At 28.4% G+C, this 24,910-nt stretch carries 28 protein-coding genes and 1 tRNA gene; 8 read left to right on the top strand and 21 right to left on the bottom strand.

Going from position 1 to position 24,910, the window contains the following annotated elements; translation table 11 throughout:
• Positions 1 to 67: 67 nt before the first annotated feature.
• Genes thiL through F754_RS0103270 form a run of 10 tightly spaced genes read right to left on the bottom strand, consistent with a single transcriptional unit; the run spans position 68 to position 7,416 of the window.
• Positions 68 to 1,027 carry a thiamine-phosphate kinase gene (gene thiL / locus F754_RS0103315; protein WP_023648497.1) on the bottom strand — a complete coding sequence of 320 codons (960 nt, stop codon included), beginning with the start codon at positions 1,025 to 1,027 and terminating at the stop codon, positions 68 to 70.
• On the bottom strand, positions 1,020 to 1,424 hold the full coding sequence (locus F754_RS0103310) for an antitermination protein (RefSeq protein ID WP_023648496.1): 405 nt from the start codon (positions 1,422 to 1,424) through the stop codon (positions 1,020 to 1,022). The genes thiL and F754_RS0103310 overlap by 8 nt, the downstream gene beginning before the upstream one ends.
• A complete protein-coding gene (ribH, locus tag F754_RS0103305) occupies positions 1,421 to 1,810 on the bottom strand; it encodes a 6,7-dimethyl-8-ribityllumazine synthase (protein WP_023648495.1) in 390 nt (129 codons plus the stop codon). The genes F754_RS0103310 and ribH overlap by 4 nt, the downstream gene beginning before the upstream one ends.
• Positions 1,810 to 2,910, bottom strand: a complete 1,101-nt coding sequence (gene ribB / locus F754_RS0103300) for a 3,4-dihydroxy-2-butanone-4-phosphate synthase (RefSeq protein ID WP_023648494.1) — start codon at positions 2,908 to 2,910, stop codon at positions 1,810 to 1,812. Before ribB ends, ribH begins: the two co-directional genes overlap by 1 nt.
• A complete protein-coding gene (locus F754_RS0103295; protein ID WP_023648493.1) occupies positions 2,897 to 3,490 on the bottom strand; it encodes a riboflavin synthase in 594 nt (197 codons plus the stop codon). Before F754_RS0103295 ends, ribB begins: the two co-directional genes overlap by 14 nt.
• A 1-nt stretch (position 3,491) precedes the next feature.
• Positions 3,492 to 4,598, bottom strand: a complete 1,107-nt coding sequence (gene ribD, locus F754_RS0103290) for a bifunctional diaminohydroxyphosphoribosylaminopyrimidine deaminase/5-amino-6-(5-phosphoribosylamino)uracil reductase RibD (RefSeq protein ID WP_027303448.1) — start codon at positions 4,596 to 4,598, stop codon at positions 3,492 to 3,494.
• Positions 4,579 to 5,037, bottom strand: coding sequence for a transcriptional regulator NrdR (nrdR, locus tag F754_RS0103285; RefSeq protein ID WP_023648491.1), 459 nt, complete (start codon positions 5,035 to 5,037; stop codon positions 4,579 to 4,581). The genes ribD and nrdR overlap by 20 nt, the downstream gene beginning before the upstream one ends.
• Before the next feature lie 3 nt (positions 5,038 to 5,040).
• Positions 5,041 to 6,348: a serine hydroxymethyltransferase gene (locus tag F754_RS0103280; RefSeq protein ID WP_023648490.1), complete on the bottom strand. Its 1,308-nt coding sequence runs from the start codon at positions 6,346 to 6,348 to the stop codon at positions 5,041 to 5,043.
• 2 nt (positions 6,349 to 6,350) lie between these two features.
• On the bottom strand, positions 6,351 to 6,776 hold the full coding sequence (rpiB, locus tag F754_RS0103275; protein ID WP_023648489.1) for a ribose 5-phosphate isomerase B: 426 nt from the start codon (positions 6,774 to 6,776) through the stop codon (positions 6,351 to 6,353).
• A gap of 1 nt (position 6,777) precedes the next feature.
• Entirely contained in the window at positions 6,778 to 7,416 is a 639-nt protein-coding gene (locus F754_RS0103270) for an aspartyl/asparaginyl beta-hydroxylase domain-containing protein (protein WP_023648488.1), read from the bottom strand.
• Positions 7,417 to 7,489: 73 nt separating this feature from the next.
• Here F754_RS0103270 and hemB point away from each other — a divergent pair, with 73 nt between their 5' ends.
• Positions 7,490 to 8,479 carry a porphobilinogen synthase gene (gene hemB, locus F754_RS0103265; RefSeq protein ID WP_023648487.1) on the top strand — a complete coding sequence of 330 codons (990 nt, stop codon included), beginning with the start codon at positions 7,490 to 7,492 and terminating at the stop codon, positions 8,477 to 8,479.
• Here hemB and recO read toward each other — a convergent pair whose 3' ends face one another.
• The 10 genes from recO to F754_RS0103215 are packed head-to-tail and all read right to left on the bottom strand — an operon-like array spanning position 8,480 to position 15,808.
• Complete coding sequence (gene recO, locus F754_RS0103260; RefSeq protein ID WP_023648486.1) at positions 8,480 to 9,160, bottom strand: DNA repair protein RecO; 681 nt, start codon at positions 9,158 to 9,160, stop codon at positions 8,480 to 8,482.
• 7 nt (positions 9,161 to 9,167) lie between these two features.
• Complete coding sequence (gene rnc, locus F754_RS0103255; protein ID WP_023648485.1) at positions 9,168 to 9,830, bottom strand: ribonuclease III; 663 nt, start codon at positions 9,828 to 9,830, stop codon at positions 9,168 to 9,170.
• Positions 9,830 to 10,567, bottom strand: coding sequence for a signal peptidase I (gene lepB / locus F754_RS0103250; RefSeq protein WP_023648484.1), 738 nt, complete (start codon positions 10,565 to 10,567; stop codon positions 9,830 to 9,832). The genes rnc and lepB overlap by 1 nt, the downstream gene beginning before the upstream one ends.
• Positions 10,564 to 10,950, bottom strand: coding sequence for a holo-ACP synthase (acpS, locus tag F754_RS0103245; RefSeq protein ID WP_023648483.1), 387 nt, complete (start codon positions 10,948 to 10,950; stop codon positions 10,564 to 10,566). Before acpS ends, lepB begins: the two co-directional genes overlap by 4 nt.
• 3 nt (positions 10,951 to 10,953) lie before the next feature.
• The gene (locus F754_RS0103240; protein WP_023648482.1) at positions 10,954 to 11,673 is read right to left on the bottom strand and encodes a pyridoxine 5'-phosphate synthase; all 720 of its coding nucleotides are present in this window, start codon (positions 11,671 to 11,673) and stop codon (positions 10,954 to 10,956) included.
• Positions 11,670 to 12,257: an orotate phosphoribosyltransferase gene (locus F754_RS0103235; protein ID WP_023648481.1), complete on the bottom strand. Its 588-nt coding sequence runs from the start codon at positions 12,255 to 12,257 to the stop codon at positions 11,670 to 11,672. Before F754_RS0103235 ends, F754_RS0103240 begins: the two co-directional genes overlap by 4 nt.
• Positions 12,214 to 13,959 (bottom strand): RelA/SpoT family protein, encoded by a 1,746-nt coding sequence (locus F754_RS0103230; protein ID WP_023648480.1) that lies wholly within the window; start codon positions 13,957 to 13,959, stop codon positions 12,214 to 12,216. Before F754_RS0103230 ends, F754_RS0103235 begins: the two co-directional genes overlap by 44 nt.
• Before the next feature lie 19 nt (positions 13,960 to 13,978).
• Positions 13,979 to 14,491, bottom strand: a complete 513-nt coding sequence (gene folK / locus F754_RS0103225) for a 2-amino-4-hydroxy-6-hydroxymethyldihydropteridine diphosphokinase (RefSeq protein ID WP_023648479.1) — start codon at positions 14,489 to 14,491, stop codon at positions 13,979 to 13,981.
• The gene (gene smpB / locus F754_RS0103220; protein WP_023648478.1) at positions 14,457 to 14,927 is read right to left on the bottom strand and encodes an SsrA-binding protein SmpB; all 471 of its coding nucleotides are present in this window, start codon (positions 14,925 to 14,927) and stop codon (positions 14,457 to 14,459) included. The genes folK and smpB overlap by 35 nt, the downstream gene beginning before the upstream one ends.
• Entirely contained in the window at positions 14,927 to 15,808 is an 882-nt protein-coding gene (locus F754_RS0103215) for a 4-hydroxy-tetrahydrodipicolinate synthase (RefSeq protein ID WP_023648477.1), read from the bottom strand. The genes smpB and F754_RS0103215 overlap by 1 nt, the downstream gene beginning before the upstream one ends.
• Before the next feature lie 43 nt (positions 15,809 to 15,851).
• On the opposite strand from F754_RS0103215, the gene F754_RS0103210 reads away from it, so the two are divergent.
• A complete protein-coding gene (locus tag F754_RS0103210) occupies positions 15,852 to 18,080 on the top strand; it encodes a lytic transglycosylase domain-containing protein (RefSeq protein WP_023648476.1) in 2,229 nt (742 codons plus the stop codon).
• Here the strand turns inward: F754_RS0103210 and F754_RS0103205 are convergent.
• Positions 18,081 to 18,172: transfer RNA gene (locus tag F754_RS0103205), tRNA-Ser, on the bottom strand.
• A 67-nt stretch (positions 18,173 to 18,239) separates the two neighbouring features.
• On the opposite strand from F754_RS0103205, the gene F754_RS0103200 reads away from it, so the two are divergent.
• From F754_RS0103200 to F754_RS0103175, 6 genes are read left to right on the top strand one after another with little or no spacing between them, the layout of a single operon-like run.
• Positions 18,240 to 19,493 carry a sarcosine oxidase subunit beta family protein gene (locus F754_RS0103200; protein WP_023648475.1) on the top strand — a complete coding sequence of 418 codons (1,254 nt, stop codon included), beginning with the start codon at positions 18,240 to 18,242 and terminating at the stop codon, positions 19,491 to 19,493.
• A complete protein-coding gene (locus tag F754_RS0103195; RefSeq protein WP_023648474.1) occupies positions 19,493 to 19,768 on the top strand; it encodes a sarcosine oxidase subunit delta in 276 nt (91 codons plus the stop codon). The genes F754_RS0103200 and F754_RS0103195 overlap by 1 nt, the downstream gene beginning before the upstream one ends.
• A gap of 1 nt (position 19,769) precedes the next feature.
• The gene (locus tag F754_RS0103190) at positions 19,770 to 22,775 is read left to right on the top strand and encodes a sarcosine oxidase subunit alpha family protein (protein ID WP_023648473.1); all 3,006 of its coding nucleotides are present in this window, start codon (positions 19,770 to 19,772) and stop codon (positions 22,773 to 22,775) included.
• Positions 22,768 to 23,334, top strand: a complete 567-nt coding sequence (locus F754_RS0103185; RefSeq protein WP_023648472.1) for a sarcosine oxidase subunit gamma — start codon at positions 22,768 to 22,770, stop codon at positions 23,332 to 23,334. Before F754_RS0103190 ends, F754_RS0103185 begins: the two co-directional genes overlap by 8 nt.
• A gap of 34 nt (positions 23,335 to 23,368) precedes the next feature.
• The gene (locus F754_RS0103180) at positions 23,369 to 24,136 is read left to right on the top strand and encodes a transporter substrate-binding domain-containing protein (protein WP_023648471.1); all 768 of its coding nucleotides are present in this window, start codon (positions 23,369 to 23,371) and stop codon (positions 24,134 to 24,136) included.
• A gap of 40 nt (positions 24,137 to 24,176) precedes the next feature.
• Entirely contained in the window at positions 24,177 to 24,908 is a 732-nt protein-coding gene (locus F754_RS0103175; protein ID WP_023648470.1) for an amino acid ABC transporter permease, read from the top strand.
• The last annotated feature ends 2 nt before the right edge of the window (positions 24,909 to 24,910 follow it).

Genomic DNA, 24,910 nt, shown 5'->3' with positions numbered 1-24,910 from the left:
AGGTTGTTGGTTGTTAAATTTTAAGCCCGGACAATACAAAAAAAGGTAAAAAAGACAATAATTAACTTTAGAATTGATGTTTATAACCAGAATTTTTAACCAGTAAATACTCACCTTTTTTATCAATAAAGACTGATTTTTTATTATTTGAATTAATTTGACCTATTCTAGATATTTTAAGACCTAATTTCTTGGATATGTTTTTTATGATTCTAGATTTGTCTGCACTAGCAGTAAATAAAATCTGATAGTCATCTCCATTCGATATAAAATTTGATTTTTTAAGTTCATTCTTTTTTAAATAACTGTACAAATTTCTAGATATCGGGATTTGTTCCTCCCAAATTTTATAAGATAATTTTTGCTTATTAATCATTTTTTCAAGATCATCAATTAATCCATCCGATATATCAATCGATGAGTTAGCAAATTTAAATAATTCTTTTGTTAAATCAATTTGAATTTCAGGTTCAAAATATTTTTTTACAAAATAGTTTTTAAGTTTTTTATTTATCCTAATTTTATTTTGTAAAATTTTTAATCCAATAAAACTATCTCCCAGATTCCCAGTTACATAAATATCATCATGAAGTTTTACTTTATTTCTATAAATAATTTTTTTTGAATGTCCTACTGACGTAATTGAAAAACTTAATTGATTTGAAAATGTAGTGTCTCCACCACATAAAAAAATTCCATATTTATCCTGTTCTTTCTTTAATGAATTTGAAATTTTAGATAAGTTTTTTTTTGTAAATGTCTTTTTATTACCACTGCCTGATATAAAATAATATTTTGGTAAAACACCTTTACAAATCAAGTCTGATATAGAGGAGCGTATAATTTTTTTAATTACTAATTCAGGATTTTTAAAATCTAAAAAATGAGTTCCTTGATTATAAGTATCGATCGAAATAACTAAAGATTTTTTTTTATCAAAAAAAACATCATCATTTAAATCTAGTGAATATTTATTAAACTTTGATAATTTTGAAAAATATTTTCTAATTAGATCAAATTCATGCATTTGAAGTTCTTAACTTTTTACCAACATTGTCTAGTAAGGCGTTTAAATACTTAGTTTGAGAGTCTTCTAAAAAAAAATTGGATGAATTGAGATATTCTTTGATAATGATATTAATAGAAATATTGGGCTTATATAGAAATTCATAAGTTGCTGCTTTTAATATAGTTTGAAATACTTTATCTAAATTATCTAGAACAAAATCATCACCAAGTTTATTGCTTAATTCATCAAGAATTAAATCGTTACGCTCTATGGTTCCAAAAACAATGTCTTTAATAAATTTTTTAAATCTATGTTTTGGAAATTCTAAATCATTATCTTCATTATAAAATTTCCCATATAGTTTTTGAATTATAATAACTCTTGGATTATTCTTTGGATTAAAATGAGTTTTCATTTTTGTGATAAAACTGAGTTTACTGCTTCAGCAGCTTCTGCACCTTTTCTTCTTCGAACTTTAGCCTGCCTCATATTCAAACAAGTTATAATCCCATTGCCGATAGGTTTTTTATTAAGGATAGACAAATCCATTATCGCATTAGTAGATGCTTGTGATATAAAATCAAAATGTGGAGTTTGACCTTTAATAACACATCCAAGTGCCAAAAAAGCATCATATTTTTTAATATTTTTAGATATAGTTACAGGTATTTCAAAAACTCCTGGAACTCTAACAATTTTAATTATACTAGATTTTGGGATCAATTTTAAGGCACTATCAAGAAGACCTTTTGCAATTTCTTTATAATAATCTGCTACAACGATTAGGTATTTTTTTTTCATTAAATAATTTCTTGTTTGGTAATTCTTATACCATAACCATCTAAACCTATAACTTTTTTAGGTGATTTTGTGATTAAGGTCATATTTTTAATTTTTAAATCCTTTATTATTTGTGCACCAATACCATAATTTCTAATTAGTTTGTCTTTTCCTTTTTTATAAAAGTCTTTATTTTTGTAATCTTTAAGAGTTTGGGTAACAGATTTAAGATTCGTATCTTTTATAAAAACTAAAACACAATTATTAAATTTTTTAAAATAATTAAGCGTTTTATTAAAAGAGTTAGGTAATTGCTGATTAATTAAATAATTTTGAACAACATTTGATGAGATCACTCTAACTCTAGGTGTGATCCCTTTTTTTATAACTCCTTTGATCAAAGCAAAATGTTCAGATCCATCTAGAAGATTTTCATAAATTCTGATTTTGTATTTTTGTTTTTTAACATCAATATAACTTTGTTTCTTTAACCTAATTAATTTTTCTTTTTTCAATCTATAGGCAATTAAATCCTCGATCTTACCAATTTTAAGTTTATGTTTTTTTGCAAAATTAAATAAGTCTTGATCTTTAGCCATTGTCCCATCTTCATTCATAATTTCGCAAATTACAGCTGAATTATTTTTTTTTGCTAATTTAGATATATCAACAGATGCTTCTGTATGTCCGGCTCTAACCAGCACACCACCATCTTTTGCAATTATAGGAAATATATGACCAGGTGAGACAATATCATTTTTTTTAACATTTTTTTTTGATGCAATGCTAATTGTTCTTGCTCGATCTTTAGCAGAAATTCCAGTGGTTATTCCTTTTTTGGCTTCAATAGATACCGTAAAAGCAGTTTTATTTCGTGACTGATTATTTGCAGACATTAAAGTCAAATTTAATCTTTTTGCTTGAACTGAGTCTAAAGCCAAACAAATTAAACCACGACCATATTTAGCCATAAAATTTATTTTTTTTGCATTTGAATTAGACGTTGAGATAATTAGGTCACCCTCGTTTTCTCTTTTTTCATCGTCAACTAAAATAAACATACCACCTTTTTTGGCAACATTGATGATATTTTCAATTGATGTAAAATTATTTTTTTGCATTGAAATAATTTCTAACGTATTTCGATAAGATATCTATCTCAATATTAACAAGATCATTTTTTTTAATAGTGGATAGATTTGTTTCATTATAGGTGTGAGGAATAACCCATATCTGAAAACCTTTTTTAGAAACTTTTGAAATAGTAAGCGAAATACCATTTACACATATTGAAGCTTTTTCTATTAAATTTTTTCTTTCCTGGATTGGAACTTCAAATTCAAATAGATAAGATTTATCAACTTTCTTTAGATTAATTACCTTAGCAATAGTATCTACATGACCTTGGCATATATGGCCTGAAATTTTTGTTCCATATTTTAAAGGTAATTCAAGATTTATGATATCTTTAGTTTTTAAATATTTGAATTTTGATCTAACTAAAGTCTCTTTGGACAAATAAAATTCCATTAATTTTGATTTAAATGAAATTAAAGTAAGACAAACGCCATCACAAGCTACTGACAAACCCATATCTTTCTTAGATACTTTAAGGTTGCTTTTTATAAATATATTTAACCCTTTTGGTCTTTTAATAATTTTTGTAACAGTTCCCTGATTATATATAATTCCATTAAACATATTAGTTTTTATACAATGTTATTTTATCTTTACCTAAAAATAGGTTTAAATTAAATTTATTTTTATAATTTTTCTTTAATACATCTAAACTGTTAAATTTCAAATACTCGGTTTCCTTAGAAAGATTTTTAGGGCTTTTATACAAATAAAATTTATTAAAAATTTTATTTTTTAAAAGATGACTAGTTAAAGAGTCACCACCTTCAATCAGTAGATTTCTGCAATTGAACTTATATAACTTTTTTAATATAGTTTTGAAATCAAATTTACCTTGTTTATTGATCTTGGATTTGATTAATTGAATTTTTTTTTTCTTAAAATCTAAAACCTTGGACTTGCTAGCTTGATTATAAAAAATTATAGTATTATCTTTATTTGCAGTTTTTATTATATAGCTATTAATTTTAGTTTGAAGTTTGTTATCTAAAATAATTCTCTTAGGAGAATAATTACTAAAACCTTTAATTCTGCAATTTAATCGTGAATTATCTTTGTTTAAAGTTTTGTACGAAATCATTAATGCATCATTCTTATATCTTAACAAATGTGTAAATTTATCAGCTTGTACGTTTGTAATTCTTTTATTTAATTTGCTATAAACAAGATTATTTTTTGAAATTGCAATTTTTCCAGTCACATAGGGTAGTTTATGTTTTCTGTTAAAAAAATAATTTGAATAAAAGTTATTAATTATATCTTTAAGAATACCCTTTTTAACGTTGACGTTATTTGATTTTAAAATTTTTTGACTTTTATTTCTTACTCTTTTGTCAATATCTGCAACAGAATATATAACTTCTGAAATTTTAGATTTAATTATTATATTTGTACATGGTGGTGTTAAACCATGATGACAACATGGTTCTAGAGTAACATACATTTTTGAACCATTTAAATCATCTGTACAATTTTTAATTGCATTAAATTCAGCATGCGGTCTTCCATTATATGATGTTTGTCCAATAGAAATTATTTTATCATTTTTTACTATCACACATCCTACAGATGGATTAGATCCTGTAAGTCCTTGACGAGAGTTAGCCAACTTTAGGGCTATCTCCATATAAAATTTATCTTTTAATGAAAATTTATCTTTTTTTGTAGACATCAAGTTTGTCCACGAATTGCACAAAGTCTTTTTCTTCTCTAAAATTTCTATAAACAGATGCAAATCGAACATATGCAACTGGGTCGAGTTCCTTTAAACCTTCCATGACCATTGTACCTATAGTATTTGTTGAAATTTCACTTTGACCTAACTCTTCTAATGCTCTTGAAATTTTACTTATAAATTTTTCAACAGTTTCAGTGTCTATAGGTCTTTTCTTGAGAGCTATGTATATTGATTTAGCTAATTTATCTCTATCAAATGCTGATTTTCTGCCATTTTTTTTTACAACCATTATTTCTCTGAATTGAACTCTTTCAAATGTTGTAAAACGTGCGCCACAGACGCACAATCTTCTTCGTCTTATAGCTGTACCATCTTCTGTTGGTCTAGAGTCGACAACTGAGGTCTCCCCTTTTTTGCATATTGAACAAATCATTTATTAGAGGTTCTTATATATCGGAAACGATGAAGTTAAAGAAATAACTTCATTTTTTACTTCATTTTCTATTTTACTATTATCAGTTGGGTTTTCGGATAACCCTTTTAAAGTTTTAGTAATCAATTCACCTACGGTTTTAAATTCACTTAATCCAAAACCTCTTGTTGTAGCTGCCTGAGTACCTAACCTGATACCTGAAGTGATCATTGGTTTTTCAGTATCAAAAGGAATTCCATTTTTATTACATGTGATATTCGCTCTCGATAAACTTTCAGCAGCAAGATTACCTTTTACGTTATAAGGTCTTAGATCTACTAACATTAAGTGTGTATCTGTGCCATCTGAGTAAATCTTAAAACCATTATTTTTTAAAGTTTCTGCTAACATCTTTGCGTTTGATAAAACTGATTTTATGTAATCTTTAAATTCAGGTTGTAATGCTTCTAAAAAACCAGCTGCTTTAGCTGCAATAATATGCATTAAAGGTCCACCTTGATACCCTGGAAAGACTGCAGTATTAAATTTTTTAGCAAGATCTTCGTGATTAGTTAAAATTATTCCACCTCTTGCACTTCTAAATACTTTATGTGTTGTTGAAGTAACAACATGAGCATGATCACAAGGATTAGGATAACCTTGGCCTGCAACCAAACCTGAAAAATGTGCCATATCAACCATCAAGTATGCACCTACTTTATCAGCAATTTCTCTAAATCTTTTAAAGTCAATAACTCTCGAATAAGCACTTCCACCAGCAATGATTAATTTAGGTTTATGTTCTAATGCAAGTTTTTCAACATTATCATAATCAATCAACTCAGATTCTTTATCAACATCATAGCCGATTGCATTAAACCATTTACCAGACATTGAAATTTTTAAACCATGAGTAATGTGACCACCTGAATTTAAACTCATTCCCATGAATGTATCACCTGGGTTTAATAAAGCTAAAAATACTGCTCCATTTGCTTGTGCGCCAGAATGAGGTTGGGCATTTGCAAATTTACAATGAAACAATTTCTTCAATCTTTCTATTGCAAGATTTTCAGCAACATCAACATGCTCACAACCATTGTAATATCTTTTACCAGGATAACCTTCAGCATATTTATTTGTTAAAACTGACCCTTGTGCTTCTAATACAGCTTGAGAAACTATATTTTCAGAAGCAATTAACTCTATGTGCTGCTGTTGTCTGATTAGTTCATCTTTAATTGCTTTATAAAGTTCTGGATCTTTTAAAGACAAACTATCTTCAAAAAAACTTTTGTAGCTATCATTTAAATAATTTTTTTCACTAGACATAATTATATTTTTTTTATTCTTTTTAAGTGTCTTCCACCTTCAAATTTAGTGTTTAAAAAAGCGATAACACAACCTAACGCCAATTTTTTACTTAACACTCTAGATCCTAATGTAATGATATTTGCATCATTATGCAATCTTGATAATTTTGTTGATTTTAAATTAAAACATTGTGCAGCACGAATATTTTTATGTCTATTTGCCGCTATATTCATACCCATGCCTGAACCACAAACTAAAATACCAACGTTGTTTTTGTTGGTTTTAACTTTTTTTGCTACCTTATGAGCATAATCAGGGTAGTCAACACTATCAATATTGTAGGGACCCATATCCTCATAAGATATCCCCTTTTTAGATAAATATAATTTTATTTCTTCTTTTAATTTATATCCAGCGTGGTCCGATGAAATAAATATTTTTTTCAAATTAATTAAATTTATAATCTAAAACACATGCAACTAAATGTATCCTATTCTCTTCTCCGCCATTAAATGCATTGTGATATTTAGTGTTATTAGTGACCCAGACTGAACCATCAGCGGGCATATGTTTGGCAACGTTGTCGATAACCATTAGACATCCTGGATTTGTTATTATTGGTATGTGCAATCTTGGTTCAGGATCTCTGTGCCAACTTAAAGTTGATCTTGGTTCTTTTAGAAGAATTCTCACTCTTCCAAGTTTATATTTTGATGAAAGAACATCATATACTTCTTTGAAATAAGTATTTTCGTAATCTGTTATAAATTCGGAGTAATTTGACTCGTCAATTGACTGATCTCTCACAACTTCTTTTCCTGATTTATCAGGTTTAGTCCAAAATATACCACGTGCTTTATTCCCTTTTATAGAATCTGGATCACCTGGTATTTGAGTTAAAGAAATAGCTCCAAAATGAGTTACACCAGCATCTTCAAATTTTTTAATTTTCACAATTTGTTGATAGGCTTCTTGTAATTTTTCAATATCAAATTTAATTTCTTGCTTTTGAAAATCACTAAAATTTAAAATTCTGTCCTCTTTTTTGACATTTAAGTCTATTACTTTTGAATTATCAATGGTCATCGTGATTGCTTTTTACCCTTTTTTTTGTATATGTGTATATTACATTTGTCGCAATTTGAAAGTAAATTAAAAGATGATTACAGGTAAATATCCAAGTCTAAGGCTTAGAAGAAATAGAAAAGAATCCTGGTCTAGAAAACTAATACAAGAAAATACATTAAGCCCAAATGATTTTATATTACCTATTTTTTTAATTGATGGGTCTAATAAAAGACAGGAAATTTCAACTATGCCTAACGTTTTTAGATATACAATTAATAGATTAAGCCAAGTTGTAGATAAAGCTATAAAAATAGGAATACCTATGGTTGCTCTTTTCCCTAAAACAAAAAATTCAATAAAAGATGAACTAGGGTCAGAATCACTTAATGAGAAAAACTTAGTTTGTAGAGCAATATTAGAAATAAAAAAAAGATATAAAAATCAAATTGGAATTATGTGTGATGTTGCTTTAGATCCATATACTTCACATGGTCACGATGGAATAATAAGATCAAATCAAATTGTAAATGATGAAACAATAGAAGTTTTAGTTAATCAATCATTATTACAAGCAGAAATGGGTTGTGATGTTTTGGCACCATCGGACATGATGGATGGAAGAATAGGAAAAATAAGAAAAGCTTTAGACAAATCTAAATATCATAATGTTCAGATTTTATCCTATGCAGCTAAATATGCGTCAAGTTTTTATGGACCATTTAGAGATGCAGTAGGATCTAAGGGTTCGTTAAAAGGAGATAAAAAAACATATCAAATGGATTTTAGAAATAGTGATGAAGCTTTAAGAGAAGTTGCTCTGGATATCAAAGAAGGTGCGGATATAGTGATGGTAAAACCAGGAATGCCCTATTTAGATATTATCAAATCAGTGAAAGAAAAATTTAAAATACCTGTATTTGCTTATCAAGTATCAGGTGAATACAGTTTAATTTCAAATGCCATACAAAAAAAATTAGTCAATGAGGATGCTGTTCATGAAAGTCTTATGGCTTTTAAAAGAGCTGGTGCCAATGCTATTGTTACTTACTATGCCGATAGAATTGATAAAATCATAAAATAATTACTTCAAAGAATTAATAAATAATAATCTACTATTTGGATAGTTTATGTTATTAGGCTTTAATATTGTTTTATCTAGATAATCACTAACTAATTTAAGTCCTTTTAATAAAGTTTTTAAGTCACTTACCTCTATATCTTTATCAATTAAAAAATTAGGAACATATTTTTTTTCAGTCGATGAACTAGCATAATAAACAGTTTTATTTTCAATAGTGTCTTTTTCAACTAAACTTTCAAGCTCAAGATCATAACCAAGAACTTTTAGTAAATCTAATTCCCAGAAAATATATTCTTTTAACCAATCTTTATAATTTAAAATCAAAAAAAGGTTTTCAATTATTTGATAAACTTTATTATTTTTTTGAGAGTCAGCAGTAAGAATTTTAATTAGATTTGTTGCTGAAGTTATACATGATAATTTTTGTTTGTGGTCAAAATATAAAGGACTATAAGCATTTAAAATCTCTACTTTAAAATAACCAATTCTATTATTATTTTTAGAACTATAATTTATGTGAAGCCTATTGCCTATTTGTAAATAATTTTTAATTTTTTTTGAAGTACCTCCAAAAATTATACCTGAAATTTTTCCTTGATCTTTTGTAAATATTTCAGCTATTAAGGAATTTTCACTATATCTATTTTTACTAATTAAAAAGCCTTCATCAATCCAATTCATAATATTATCATTTTATACTTTTTAGACATTCTATAGCAGCATTTTGTTCAGCATCTTTTTTTGATTTACCTAGGCCAAAAAAATATTTTGTATTTGGAAGTTTAACACCCACTTTAAATGATGGCTTATGTCGCGGTCCAGTGTTTGATATGAGTTTATAAACTGGAAGTTTTTTAAAATTTTTTAATGTTAATTCTTGTAATGTTGTTTTAGCATCAATTTGAGTAATAATACTTTCCTTAATATGATTTTTCCAAAGATCCAAAATTACTTTTTCAACCTCTACTAAATTTTTATCAAGATAAACTGCTCCTATTAACGCTTCACAACTATCAGAGACAATTTTATCTTCAATTCTTATTTTTTTATTATTTGGATTAAAAGTTAAAATATATTTTTCTAAGTTAATTTTTTTTGCAATTTCTAAACATGTTTTTTTATTTACAAGTGATGCAAATTTTTTATCTAGTATGCCTTCTTTTTCGTCAGGATATATTTCTAGAAGTTTTTTTGCAATTACTAATCCTAAAACTCTATCACCTAGAAACTCAATTTTTTCGTTATTATTCTTTTTATCATAACTTTTATGAGTTAGTGATTTAATTAGTAAATCTAAATTCTTAAATTTAACTTTAATTTTTTTTTGTAAATCAAGATAGTTAATTTTCATTAATTAATACTATCAAAAGTTCTATCAAATCTTATTGATTTGTGCCATTTCCAAAAAGTAAAAATACTACCTATCTTTCTATCAGATGAAAAAAAAATAAATTGAGCTTTACCTACAAGGTTATCTTTATGTACATATCCAACACTTGATAAAAATCTACTATCTTTCGAACAGTCTCTATTATCTCCTAGAAAAAAATAATGATCTTCTGGAACTTCAAAGATGTCTGAATTTTGATAAGTATAATCTTTTAAATAAACTGTATGAAATTTTTTTCCATTAGGTAATTTTTCTTCAAATTTATGAACATCTATTGTTCTACTTCCGCAATTTATTTTTGTCTTATTTGAAATTTTTGATTTTAAAATCTCACTATTATTTAAATATAAGTTTGCATCAATAAACTGAACTTTATCACCTGGAAGTCCTACCAGTCTCTTAATATAATCGGTTCTATTATCTGCTGGTGTTTTAAAAACAATCACATCACCTCTTTCAGGGGCATTAAAAAAAATTCTTTTACTTAAAATTGGGGGGCTAAATGGAAATGAGTGTTTGCTATAGCCATATGAATACTTAGTAACAAAAAGTCTATCTCCTACGAGTAAAGTGGGCTCCATTGATGAAGATGGAATATAAAACGGTTGAATAAAAAAAGATCTAATTATTACAGCTATTACTAATGCATAAAAAATAGTTTTTATATTTTCTGAAAAAAATTCTTTGTCTAACTTCATATTGATTGAATTATTGTAAAAGCTGTTGAATATTCTTTTTCATCTGAAATAGATAAAAAACAATTAAAATTTTTAACTTTAAATTCTTTTCTTATTATTTGTGTCATTTTTTTTGTCTTTGAATAATACGGTTTACCAAATTTATCATTCATTATTTCAATATCTTTGAAATTTAAATCATTTCTAAACCCTGTGCCTAGTGCTTTAGCAAAAGCTTCTTTTGCTGCAAATCTTTTTGAGAAATATTCAATTTTATTTTTTGAAGAAATTGATAATTTAAGTTCATTAATGCTGTAAATACGATTTCTAAATTTATGATTTTTGATAGAACTTTTAATTCTGTTATTTTGAATTATATCAACACCAATACCTAAAATTTTCATGACCTAATCTTTAATAATTTTTTTAAATTTTTTAATTACTTTTGAAAGACCATCAAATATTGACTCTCCAATTATGAAATGACCTATATTAAATTCCTCTATTTCTTTAATTTTAGCTAATATTTTTGTTGTCTGATAATCCAGTCCATGCCCAGCATGAACTTCAATATTGAGTTTATTTGCTAAAATAGAACAATTTTTAATTCTATTTAATTCTTTATTATATTCTTTTTTTGACTTTACCAAATTAGATATTTTACCGGTATGGATTTCAACGCAGTCAACATTAAGTTCCTTTGATAGTTTTACATCTTTAATTGAGGGATTAATAAATAAACTAGTACGTATTTTATTTTTTTTAAACTTTTCAATAATAATTTTTAATTTTTTTTTATATTTAACTAGATTTAATCCACCTTCAGTAGTTACTTCTTTTCGATTTTCTGGAACAAGACAAATATAATCAGGTTTAATTTTTAGAGCATTATTAACAATTTTTTCATTAATTGAAATTTCAAGGTTAACTAAAACTTTTTTTGTTTTACAAATTTTTTTAGCATCTAAATCATTTATATGTCTTCTATCTTCTCTTAAATGAATGGTTACTGAGTCAGCTCCCATTTTTACAACTTGTAATGCTGTGCTATATGGGTCTGGATGATATTCTCCTCTAGCATTTCTTAAAGTAGCTACATGATCTATATTTACTCCTAATCTTTTCACTTAATAAATCTACTTCCTGGTGTAGTTATAGGTATTGATTTTAAATCTTGTGGTAGTCGTTTTGTGTTAAATGTTGGAACATCGATTTTTAGATGCGATATAATTCCAGTTTTTATTTTCAGTGATTTTTTTGTTGATCTATCAATTATAGATGCAAAACCTAAAAGTTTTGCATTAGCTTTTTTTATTAACTTAACGCATTCAAGACTTGATTTTCCTGTTGTAATGACATCTTCAATAATTAAGACATTTGCACCTTTTTTAATACTAAATCCCCTTCTTAATTCAAATTTACCTTTTACTCTCTCACAAAATATTGTTTCTTTTTTTAAAAGCTTGCCAATTTCATAACCAATTATTACACCTCCCATTGCTGGTGATAAAATTAAATCAATCTTTTTGTATTTTCTTTTAATTTTATTAGCAAGGGATTTGCAGATTATTTCAGACAGATGAGGAAAACTTAAAAGTTTTGCACATTGAATATATTTTGATGAATGTAGACCTGAAGATAATACGAAATGTCCCTCTAAAAGAGCATCAGTCTTTTTTAAAATATTTAAGGATTTTTTGAGTGAAAGCATTTCTTTTATCTTCGTGTCTAATTATCTTAAATTTTATACTCTTTTGCTTAAGCTCTGCAATAAAATTTGTAAAATTTTTTAGATTTGTAATAATTAATTTAAACTTAAAGTTAATATACTTTGTATTTTTTCCTGCCATTTCAACATTTGAAATATTTAGCTTGTGACTACCAATCAATGAACTTATATCCCCTAATTGACCTGGTTGATCAGGTAATGAAATCCAAAGAGTTGTATTGTATTTCTTAGTCTTTTCCTCTTTTTGTTCACCTTTATCATGCCAATATCTTCTAATAGCTGATCTTGCTTTACCTGTTTTTGTTGTGGGTATCCAATGTAGTGAAGGTGATTGGTTTTTAGAGGTAATTATATTTACCCTGTCTCCATTTCGTAATACTTCCTGTAATTCAGATTTATTTCCATTAATTTCACATCCAATAGCAGTGTTACCTATTTTTGTATGAACCGCGTATGCAAAATCTATAGGTGTAGCATCTTTTGGTAATTTTATTACTGATCCTTTGGGAGTAAAACAAAATACATTTTCTTGGAACATTTGAAGCTTTGTATACTCATAAGAGTGTTCCGGATTTTCATTTTTTTCAATTATTTCAACAAGATCCTTTAACCAATCGTATTCTTTCCAACTTAAAGAATTAAATTTTTCTGAAGACTTATATTTCCAATGAGAAGCAACTCCTCTTTCGGCAAATTCATGCATTTCATGGGTTCTTATTTGTATTTCAATTGGTTTTTTATTTGATCCAATTACTGACGTATGAAGTGACTTGTAACCATTTATTTTAGGTGAAGATATATAATCTTTAAATTTTCCAGGTATACAATTCCATTTTTTATGGAATATACCAAGAGTTTTGTAACATTCATCTATAGTTGATAGTGTAATTCTAAACCCAATGATATCAGTAATTTGTTCTAATGAAATTCTTTTTTTTTGAACTTTACGCCATATTGAAAAAGGAGTTTTTTCACGACCATGTATTTCGGCGTTAATATGATTGTTGTTTAAGATTTCACTTAATTCAAATGAAAGAGACTCAAACAAATCTTTTTTATCTGATTTTATTTCATCTAACTTATTTTTAATTAATTCTCTTGCTTCATTATTTAAAATTTCAAAGGAAAGATCTTCGAGCTCATCTCTAATTCTGTGCATCCCCATTCTATCAGCCAATGGAGCATAAATTTCCATTGTCTCTTGAGCGATTCTTTGTCTTTTATCTATTTTAGGAATAGCTTTAATTGTTCTCATATTATGAAGCCGATCAGCAATTTTAACTAATAAAACTCTTATATCTTTAGAAGTAGCTAAAATTAATTTTCTAAAATTTTCTACTTTAGAATTTGAACCAGCAGTATTTTCAAAAACAGAAATTTTTGTAACACCATTTACTAATTCGGCAACTTCATCACCAAATTCATCTTTAATCGTCTCGTAAGTAGCGAATGTATCCTCTATAGTATCATGAAGTAAACCAGTCGTTATTGTTGCACTATCTAATTTTAATTCTGTTAAAATATTTGCTACTTCAATAGGATGAACTGAATAGGGATCTCCAGAAGCTCTTTTTTGGTTTTGATGTGCATTAACTGCAAAATTAAAAGCTTTGTCTAATCTTTCTGGATTCAAAAACTTATTGTAACTTTTTACTTTGTTTATTAAATCATTCGAATTAAGCATATTTGATTATAACATTAATTCAAATTTGATTAATAGATCTAATATCCTTATTTGGTAAGGAATAAATTAGCTTTTTTATATTAGTTTTTTTAACTGGATGCTTCCAATCCCTTTCAATGTCAAATAAAGGAAGTAATACAAAATTTCTTTTATGCATGCTTGAATGGGGAAGTTTTAATCTACCATTTAAAATAATTCCATCAAAATCAATTATATCTATATCACAAATTCTAGGAGAATTTTTAGGTGCTTTTTTTCTTCCTAGTTTTTTTTCTATAATTTTACACAAATTTAAAAGTTCTAAAGGTTCATATCCACATGAGACTTTTAAAACAATATTAATATATTTTGGCTTCTTCGGATCTGGCCAAGATGGTGTCTCATAATAGTTAGACGAAGAAATAAAATTAATTTTACTCTGCAATAAAAAATATTTGGCTTTTTCTATATTACCTAGTCTGTTACCTAAATTTGATCCTATACCTAAAAAAATCTTTTTAGCTTGTTTTTCTGATGTATCTTGCTTTATCACGGTTCCAATCTCTATTTTTTTTTGTTGCTCTTTTATCGAATTGCTTTTTTCCTTTTGCAACAGCTAATTCAACTTTTGCTTTACCTTTTTTAAAGTACATTTTTGTAGGAACTATAGTAAATCCATCCCTTTGCATTTTGCCAATTAATTTATTGATTTCCTTTTTATTTAACAAAAGCTTTCTGTCATCTGTTGGATTATGATTAGAATAACTTGCCTGTTTATAAGCAGATATATGAGAGTTAATTAAAATTAATTCACCATTTTTTTCTACAGCATAAGAGTCAGCAATATTTATCTTGCCTTCTCTAATAGATTTTATTTCAGATCCCTTAAGCACAATACCCGCCTCCAAAAGATCTTCAAAAAAATAGTTAAAGCTTGCTTTTCTATTTAAACAAATAATTTTTAAACCAGGATTGGTTTTTTTGTTCATTAAATCAATTTTGCTGACTCTAAAGCTTTTTTAATAATTGGCTTAGAACTTTCAGAAGTTTTTACTAATGGCAATCTAACTGCATCATCACATAAATTCATCAATTTAGCACCATACTTTACTGGGCTTGGATTGCTTTCAATAAACATTGCACTATGAACTGGTTGCAATATCTTATCTAATTTTTCAGCTTCATTAACATCACTTTGATTATTGGAGATTGATAGTTTTTGAAAATCCGAACATAATTTTGGAGCGATATTAGCTGTTACACTAATAGTTCCAATGCCTCCTCTTTTATTAAATTCAAATGCATTGTCATCATTACCGGTCAATTGAATAAATTCTTTTCCCATTTTTGATAATTGTTGATCAACTCTATCGAGATCTCCAGTAGCATCTTTAACGCCAACAATGTTTTTTAATTCAAATAATCTTGCCATTGTATCAACTGACATATCAATTACTGATCTCCCTGGTATATTATAAATTAAAATTGGGACTCCACAGTTATCATTAATGGCTTTGTAATGCTGATAAAGACCTTCTTGAGTTGGTTTGTTGTAATATGGTGTAACAATTAATACACCGTTCGCTCCCGCTTTTTCAGCATGAGCAGTTAAAGAAATAGCTTCCTCAGTTGAATTAGATCCAGTTCCAGCGATTACAGGTATTCTACCTGCACTTTCTTTAATACATAAATCAATAACTCTTTGATGTTCTTCGTGGTTAAGTGTTGGGGATTCACCAGTAGTTCCAGCTGGGACTAGACCACTGGTACCATTGTCCATATGAAAATGAATTAACTTTATATAAGCTTCTTCATCAAGGGCATTATTTTTAAATGGAGTAATTAAAGCAACATTTGATCCTTTGAACATAAATACTTATAACATAGTTTATAGATTCATATACTAAAACATTATGCTTAAAAAATTATTATTTCTTAGCTTATTCATATCAGTGGTATTAAATTTTAATTATGTTTCAGCTGAAACATCACTCATAATTCCTTTAAAAAAACCTTCCCTTACAGATAAAGAAATAAAGAAAAAAATATCTCAAAATATTGTGAGACCAATTAAGAAGCCATCAATAACTAAGAATATTAAATTTAAAGAAAAGAAAATAGTAAAAATAGAAAAGATAAAAAAAGATAAGAAATTATCTTTTAAAATTCCGAAAAAAAAACCTTCCATAGCTGGATTAACTAAGTCAAGAAGTGTTAAAATATCAAAATACTATAGTAAAAAAGATTTTAATATTGCAAGAAAAGCAATATCAGAGATGCAAAAAAGTAGGTGGTCTTCGTCACTAAAAATTGCAAAAAAAGCTAAAGATAAATCAATATATAATTTTATTCAGTGGAGACACTTATCAACCCCTGGAAATCAAGCTTCTTTTTATGATTATAAAGTTTTTATAGATAGGAATAGTCATTACCCAAGAATTGATAAATTGAGGTTTAATGCTGAGCATAAATTATCAACATCTAAAATATCTCCAAAAAAAATAATTAATTGGTTTGATCAAAGAGAACCTTTAAGTGGATATGGAAAAATGATACTTGGAGAAAGTTATGCTCTAACTGGTAATAAAACAAAAGGAGCTAACTTAATAAAAGAAGGATGGATTACAGCAAAATTATCTAGGAATGAATTAAAATTTTTTAGAAAAAAATTCAAAAAATATCTAAATGCGGAAGATTATATAAAAAGAGCTGATTATCTTGCTTGGAATGGTAAATATTGGGATTTAAAACGATTAACTAGATATCTTCCTAAAGATTATGAGCTTTTATATACAGCAAGACAAATATTAATTAGCAAAGGTTATGGTGTAGACCAGGCAATTAAAAATGTACCAGAAAAATTAAAAAATAATGCTGGATTAAATTATGATCGATTAAAATGGAGAAGAAAAAAAGGTAGAGTAGATTCTTCTGCAGAAATTTTACTAAAAATTAAAAATAATAAAGATTATTTGGTTATGCCAGATAAATGGTGGAAAGAGCGTGAAATAATTTCAAGAGCACTTATTTATAAAAAGAAATACGAAATTGCATATAAGATTTCAAGTAATCATGGAATGACTGAAGGTTCTGATTTTGCTTCTGCTGAATGGATGAGTGGATGGATTTCTTTAAGTTTTTTAAATGATCCATTAACAGCAAAGGATCATTTTCAAAATTTTTATAACAATGTGAGTTACCCAATTAGTACATCTAGAGGAGCTTATTGGCTTGCAAGAGCTTATGAAAAATTAGGTGATAGTGAACAATCTAATAAATGGTATCAGCAAGCCTCAAAATATTTAACTACCTATTATGGTCAATTAGCATTTCTAAAATTAAAGCCTAATGGAAAATTTGAACTTAAAAAAGATATGGAAGTTGATAATAAATATCGTTACATATTCTTTAATAAAGAACTTGTTAAAATTGTTTATTTATTAGATGAATTAAAGAAAGACAAATACACTAAATTTATTCTAAGACACCTTGCAAATGACAATATAAACAAAGGTAGTGAAGCTTTAGCAGCTGAACTCGCAACAAATATAGAAAGGTATGATTTTGCAATACAAGTTTCAAAGATAGCTTCTTATCAAAAAAGATTTCATAATAAATTTAATTATCCAATTATAAGTACTCCTAAAACTATAAATGGTCGAAAAATTCCTGATAGTGCTTTTATACTATCTATTATCAGACAAGAAAGTGAGTTTGATTTAAGTGCCAATAGTCATGCTGGTGCAAAAGGTTTAATGCAACTAATGCCATACACTGCAAAATTAGTTTCAAAACAAGCAAAACTTCCTTATTCAAAATCAAGATTAACCACTGATCCTGAATATAATATTAATCTAGGATCTCATTATATTGCTGGTTTAATTTTACAATATGATGGTACCTACCCATTTGCAGTAGCTGCTTATAATGCGGGTCCTAATAGAGTTAAATATTGGAAAAAAATAAATAAAAACCCTCAAAAAAAACAGATAAATTTTGTTGATTGGGTTGAGTTAATAAAATTTAGAGAAACAAGAAACTATGTTCAGCGAGTTTTAGAGAACTATAATGTCTATAGGTATATCTTAGAAAAAAAACCTATACCAATGAAAGACTTTTTCAAAGATCAGCCTTTATTTTGATGGCGGAAGAGGAGGGATTCGAACCCTCGGTACAAGTTTCCTCGCACGGTCATTTAGCAAACGACTGGTTTCAGCCTCTCACCCACTCTTCCATATGACATAGTGTATTAAGCGATTGTATTGAAAATTCAATACTAATAAAGTAATTATTCGATAATTATGAAAAATAAATACTCTGTATTTTCGTTAATCAAAAATGCGTTCTCTTATCATGAGAATTGGCAACGTGCTTGGAAAGATCCAGCACCAAAAAAAGAATATGATGCAGTTATAGTTGGAGGTGGAGGTCATGGGTTGGCTACTGCTTATTATTTGGCAAAAAAACATAATATGAAAAATATTGCAGTTATCGAAAAAGGTTGGATTGGTGGTGGTAACACAGGAAGAAATACTACAATAATTAGATCAAATTACTTATGGGACGCAAGTGCTGGTCTATATGATCATGCATTAAAAATTTGGGAGGGTTTATCTCAAGAGCTAAACTACAATGTGATGTTCAGTCAAAGAGGTGTAATGAATCTTGCACACAATCTTCAAGATGTTAGAGATTTAAAAAGAAGAACTCACGCTAATAGATTAAATGGTATTGATGCTGTTTATTTAAACACTGAAGAAGTTAAAAAATTTTGCCCAATAATTAATACATCACCAGATATCAGATACCCTGTTCTAGGTGGAACACTACAGCGTAGAGCTGGAACAGCAAGACATGATGCTGTTGCGTGGGGTTATGCTAGAGGTGCTGATGAAATGGGGGTTGATATTATTCAAAATTGTGAAGTTAAAGGAATTAAAAGAAATGGTGATACTGTTGAAGGTATAGAAACAACAAAAGGTTATATAAAAACAAAAAAAGTTGGTGTTGTTGCTGCTGGACATTCAAGCGTTATAGCAAACATGGCTGGTTTAAAATTACCTCTAGAAAGCAAACCATTACAAGCTTTAGTTTCAGAACCAGTTAAACCAATAATTGATACTGTAGTCATGTCAAATGCTGTGCATGCTTATGTGAGTCAATCAGATAAAGGTGAATTAGTAATTGGTGCAGGAACAGATGATTATGTTTCTTATACACAAAAAGGAAGTCATCAAATAGTAGAAGGTACACTGAATGCTATTTTAGAACTCTACCCTATTTTCAGTAGAATGAGAATGTTGAGACAATGGGGAGGAATTGTAGATATCTGTCCTGATGCTAGTCCAATATTAAGTAAGACTTCTATTAAAGGATTGTATTTTAATTGTGGTTGGGGAACTGGAGGATTTAAAGCAACACCAGGTTCTGGAGATTTATTTGCACATACAATTGCAAATGATGAGCCACACAAATTAAATGCAGCATTTAATTTAAATAGATTTGTAAGTGGAGACCTAGTTGACGAACATGGTGCTGCAGCGGTTGCTCATTAATGTTTATTATTAATTGTCCTTATTGTGGTGAAAGAGATCAGCAGGAATTCAAAGCAGGTGGTGAAGCTCATATTGAAAGACCAAAACAACCAACAGAATTAAGCGATGACGAATGGGCAGAATATTTATTCATGAGAAAAAATATCAAAGGTGTTCAATTTGAAAGATGGAATCATGCTCATGGTTGTAGAAAATGGTTTAACATGGTGAGAGACACCTCTAACGATGAAATTATATTAACTTATAAAATGGGTGAAAAACCTCCTGTACAATAATATGCCCAACGATCTTAGAGTTAAATCAAGTGAATTTATTGATGAAACAGTAAGAATTTCATTTAAATTTAATGGAAAAACTTACTACGGATTTAAAGGTGATACACTTGGATCAGCTTTACTTGCAAACAATGTTCATTTAGTAGGAAGAAGTTTTAAATATCACAGACCTAGGGGAATAATGACAGCAGGTTCAGAAGAGCCTAATGCAATTGTTCAAATAAGCAATGGCACAGACAGAACAGAACCTAATGTAAGAGCTACAGAAGTAGAAATTTATGAAGGTTTAGAAGCTTCTAGCCAAAACTGTTGGCCTAGTGTTAATTTTGATATTGGAGGAATAAATAATGCTATTTCAGCTTTTTTGCCTGCTGGATTTTATTATAAAACTTTTATGTGGCCAGCAAGTTTTTGGGAGAAATATGAATACCTTATAAGACACTCTGCTGGTTTGGGTAAATCACCAACTGAAAAAGATCCAGATGTATATGATCATAGATATGTTCATTGTGATGTATTGGTGGTTGGAGCTGGTATTTCAGGAATATTAGCCGCAAAAACTGCAGCTAAAAATAACTTAAAAACCTTACTTGTTGATGAAAAAAATGAATTAGGAGGATCAACAATTTATCAAAACAGAGAGTTTAATAAAATTGAAAATCAAAGCTCATCCGATTGGCTTAAAAAAGAAATACAAGAATTAAAGAATATAAAAAATATTGAGATTAAGACAAGAACTAGCGTTGCTGCATTTCATGGATACAACTATTTATTAGCAAGAGAAAATTTAACAGATCATTTAGAAAAGAAAGATAAACAAGGAAAAATTAGACAAAGACTCTTAAAAATAAGAGCTAAAAAAGTTATTCTTGCAACAGGAGCTTTGGAAAGACCCCTTATCTTCAATAATAATGATAGACCTGGAATTATGCTTTCGTCAGCTGTTAAAAAATATGCTGACTTTTATGGTGTAGTTTCTGGTCAAAAAAATGTTTTCTTTACAAATAATGATAGCGCTTATGAAAGTGCTTTTTGTCTCCACGACAAAGGAATAAAGGTTGAGGCTATAATTGACATTAGAGAAAATTCAAACTCTAAGATAGTTAAAGCTGTGGAAGAAGCTGGTATCAAAGTTTATTGGTCTAGTACAATAGTTGATACAACTGGCTATAAAAGATTGAATGGTGTTTCAGTTATGAAACTATCTAATGACGGTTTGTCTGTAACTGGCAACAAAATGAATATTTCTTGTGACTGTTTAGGTGTTGCAGGTGGTTGGACTCCTGCTGTACATTTATTTACACAATCAGGTGGAAAATTAATTTTTGATGAAAGTGATAAAGTATTTTTACCAAATAAATCCCCTTCTGAACAATTGAGTGTTGGGTCATGTAATGGTGATTTTGAGATAAAAGAAATTGTTAAAAATCTTTCTACTAATTTAAAAGATTTTTTAAAGATTGATAAAACAGATTTTGAAAATATCAATGTTGAAAGTGAAAAAGAAAGCTCTAAAAGAAATATTTGGCTTTTACCATCAGATAAACCAATTGGGAAAACTAAACCATTTGTTGATTATCAAAATGATGCAACTGCAAAAGATATAAAACTAGCCCTAAGAGAAGGATTTAGATCAATAGAACATGTAAAAAGATATACAACTACAGGTATGGGAACTGATCAAGGTAAACTTGGAAATATGCATGCACTTGGAATAATTGCTGATACAGCTGAAGTTAAAATGGGTGAACTTGGTACTACAACTTTTAGACCCCCCTACACACCTTTAACATTTGGAACAATTGTTGGAAGAAATGTTGGAGAATATTTTGATGTATTTAGAAGAACACCAATGAATGATTGGCACATTAATAATAAAGCAGAATTTGAAAATGTTGGTCAATGGAAAAGGGCCTGGTATTACCCTATTAATGGTGAAAGCATGCATGAAGCTGTTCAACGGGAAAGTGTTGCTGCAAGAGAAAGTGCTGGAATATTAGATGCCTCAACATTGGGTAAAATTGACATTCAAGGTAGTGATGCATCAGAATTCTTAAACAGAGTTTATACAAACGCATGGTCAAAACTTGGAATTGGTAAGTGTAGATATGGTTTAATGTTAAATGAGGATGGTATGGTTTATGACGATGGTGTTACTACAAGACTTGGGGAAAATCATTACCTGATGACAACAACAACTGGTGGTGCTGCTAACGTTTTAGGTAAACTTGAAGACTATCTGCAAACTGAATGGCCTGAATTAGATGTTTATTTAACTTCAGTTACTGATCATTATGCAACTGCTAGTATTTGTGGCCCTAATAGTAAGAAGATTTTAAATAAGATTATTCCAGATCTTGATTTTTCAAAAGAAAATTTTCCTCATATGTCTTTTAAAGAAGCACAAATCGAAAATATTAAATGCAGAATAATGAGAATTAGTTTTACTGGTGAGCATAGCTACGAAATTAATGTTCAGGCAAATTATGGTAAAGCTCTCTGGGACAAATGTATGGAAGCAGGTAAAGAGTTTAATATCACCCCATATGGTACTGAAACTATGCATTTACTACGTGCTGAAAAAGGGTTTATTATTGTTGGTCAAGATACAGATGGCACTATGACCCCTATTGATCTTCAGATGGATTGGGTTGTAAGTAAAAAGAAGTATGATTTTATTGGTAAAAGATCACTTTATAGATCAGACACTATGAAAGAAGATCGTAAACAATTAGTTGGGCTTGTAACAGATGATCCAAATATAGTTTTAGAAGAAGGGGCTCAAATTGTTTCAGAACTTAATCAATCCCCTGTCAATATGCTTGGTCACGTTACATCAAGTTATTACAGTCCTAATTTAAAAAAATCTATTGCTCTAGCAGTTGTTAGAGATGGAAAGAATATGATGGGAAAAAAATTATTTATTCCAATGGAAAATAAAACAATCAATGTAACTATAACAAACTCAGTTTTTTTTGATAAAGAAAATAAGAGGTTAAATGCTTAACTATAATTCTCCTATTAATAAAGAAATCAAACATAATGATATTTCTATCAAAGAATTCTCACCTATAATGAAACTCAATCTAAGAGGCAAAAAAAGAGAATTCTTTACTACAGTTGGTAAACATTTAGATATGATTTTACCTACAGAAGCAAATACCTCATCATCTAGCTCTAAACTCACATCTATTTGGCTAAGCCCAGATGAGTGGATGATAATATCTAACGATATAACAAAAAAAAAAGATACAATTAAATATGATGTTGAAGAAAGTTTGTATAATGACATTTCAAAAACTAATTTAGGTGCTGTAATTGATGTAACAGATCACTTTGTAATGCTAGAATTAGAAGGGAAAAATATATATGAATTATTTGCAACTGGTAGTCCATTTAACTTTAATGAATTTAAAGAAAAAAAAGGATCTACAACACAGACATTACTAAACAACATTGATGTTATAATTCAGAATAAAGGTGAAAATTTAGTTAATTTATTTGTTAGACGCTCATTTTCAGAGCATTTGTACTCTTGGATTAATGATAGTGCGTCAAGGTTATAAGGTTATTTTTAATTATTTGTGGGTAAAAGAAGTTATGAAAAAACTTATCTTACTTGCACTTATGGTGCTTTTACCCCTTTCAGTTAACGCAGAATCTAAACTAGATCAAATATTAGCATCTGGTGAATTAAAAGTTGGAACTACAGGTGACTGGGATCCAATGACAATGAAAGACCCAGCAACAAATAAATACAAGGGTTTTGACATTGATGTCATGAATGAATTAGCCAAAGACATGGGAGTAAAAATTACTTTTGTTCCAACTGAATGGAAAACTATAGTTTCAGGAATTACTTCAGGTAGATACGACATTTCAACAAGTGTTACTAAGACTCCTAAAAGAGCAGAAGTTGCTGGTTTTACTTCAACATATTACAAATATGGAACGGTGCCGCTAGTTCTTAAAAAAAACTTAAAAAAGTTTTCAACTTGGGATTCTTTAAATAAAAATGGTGTTAAAATAGCTACTACTCTTGGAACTTCTCAAGAGCAAAAAGCAAAAGAATTTTTTCCAAATTCTACTTTAAAATCTGTTGAAGCCCCAGCTAGAGACTTTCAAGAAGTTTTGGCAGGTAGAGCCGATGGAAACATTACAAGTTCAACAGAGGCTAATAAACTAGTTGTTAAATACCCACAATTAGCAATAGTTCAGGATGGCGAAAAAAATCCAGCTTTTCTAGCTATGATGGTTCCAAAAAAAGATAGTGTTTGGAATGAATATGTGAGTAACTGGATTGAAAAGAAAAAAAGCTCTGGTTTCTTTGAACAGCTGTTAGCTAAATATAGTCTTAAAAGTTTATAATCAATTAGATATTAGTAATTAATTATCTATAATTTTAAGAGTGAAAAATATATTTTTTTTACTCTTAATACTTCCTCTCTCTTCTTGTACAGATCAAGAATTGGGATGGTTTATTATTTCACCTAATAATGTTGAAGGATTAACAAATCTAAAATTCTTATTAAGTGGATTAACTACAACAATTTTTATCTCTGTAGTGTCTATTGTTATATCTATGATATTGGGTTTTGTTGTTGCGATCCCCTCTTTAGCAAAAAACAAATTTTTAACTTACATAAATATTGGTTATGTTGAAATTGTAAGAGCTGTTCCATTATTAGTTTTAATTTTATGGATCTACTATGGCTTACCAATAATGACAGGTATTAGCTTTAGTCCATTTGTTTCTGGGATAATTGCATTAGCTATAAGTGAAAGTGCTTTTCAAGCTGAAATTTTTAGAGCAGGAATTAATTCAATTAAAAAAGCACAATGGGAAGCTGGAAGTTCATTAGGTTTAAATTTCTTTAAAAGATTAAGGTTAGTAATACTTCCTCAGGCAATAAAAAATATTTTGCCTGCTATTGGAAATCAATTTGTTTATGTGCTTAAAATGTCATCATTAGTTTCCATAATTGGTATCGGCGATTTAACTAGAAAAGCTAATGAATTAGTTGTTACCACCTATAGACCTTTAGAAATCTATACTTTCTTAATATTGGAGTATTTAGTCTTAATATTAATTGTTTCTTTCTTTGTAAGAAAATTAGAGAAAAATTTAAAAACAGATTAAAT

It is taken from the genome of Candidatus Pelagibacter ubique HTCC8051 (assembly GCF_000472605.1).
Lineage (GTDB): Bacteria > Pseudomonadota > Alphaproteobacteria > Pelagibacterales > Pelagibacteraceae > Pelagibacter > Pelagibacter communis_B.
The sequence above is the reverse complement of the archived record's forward strand: the minus strand, read 5'-3'. Positions and strand labels throughout refer to the sequence as shown.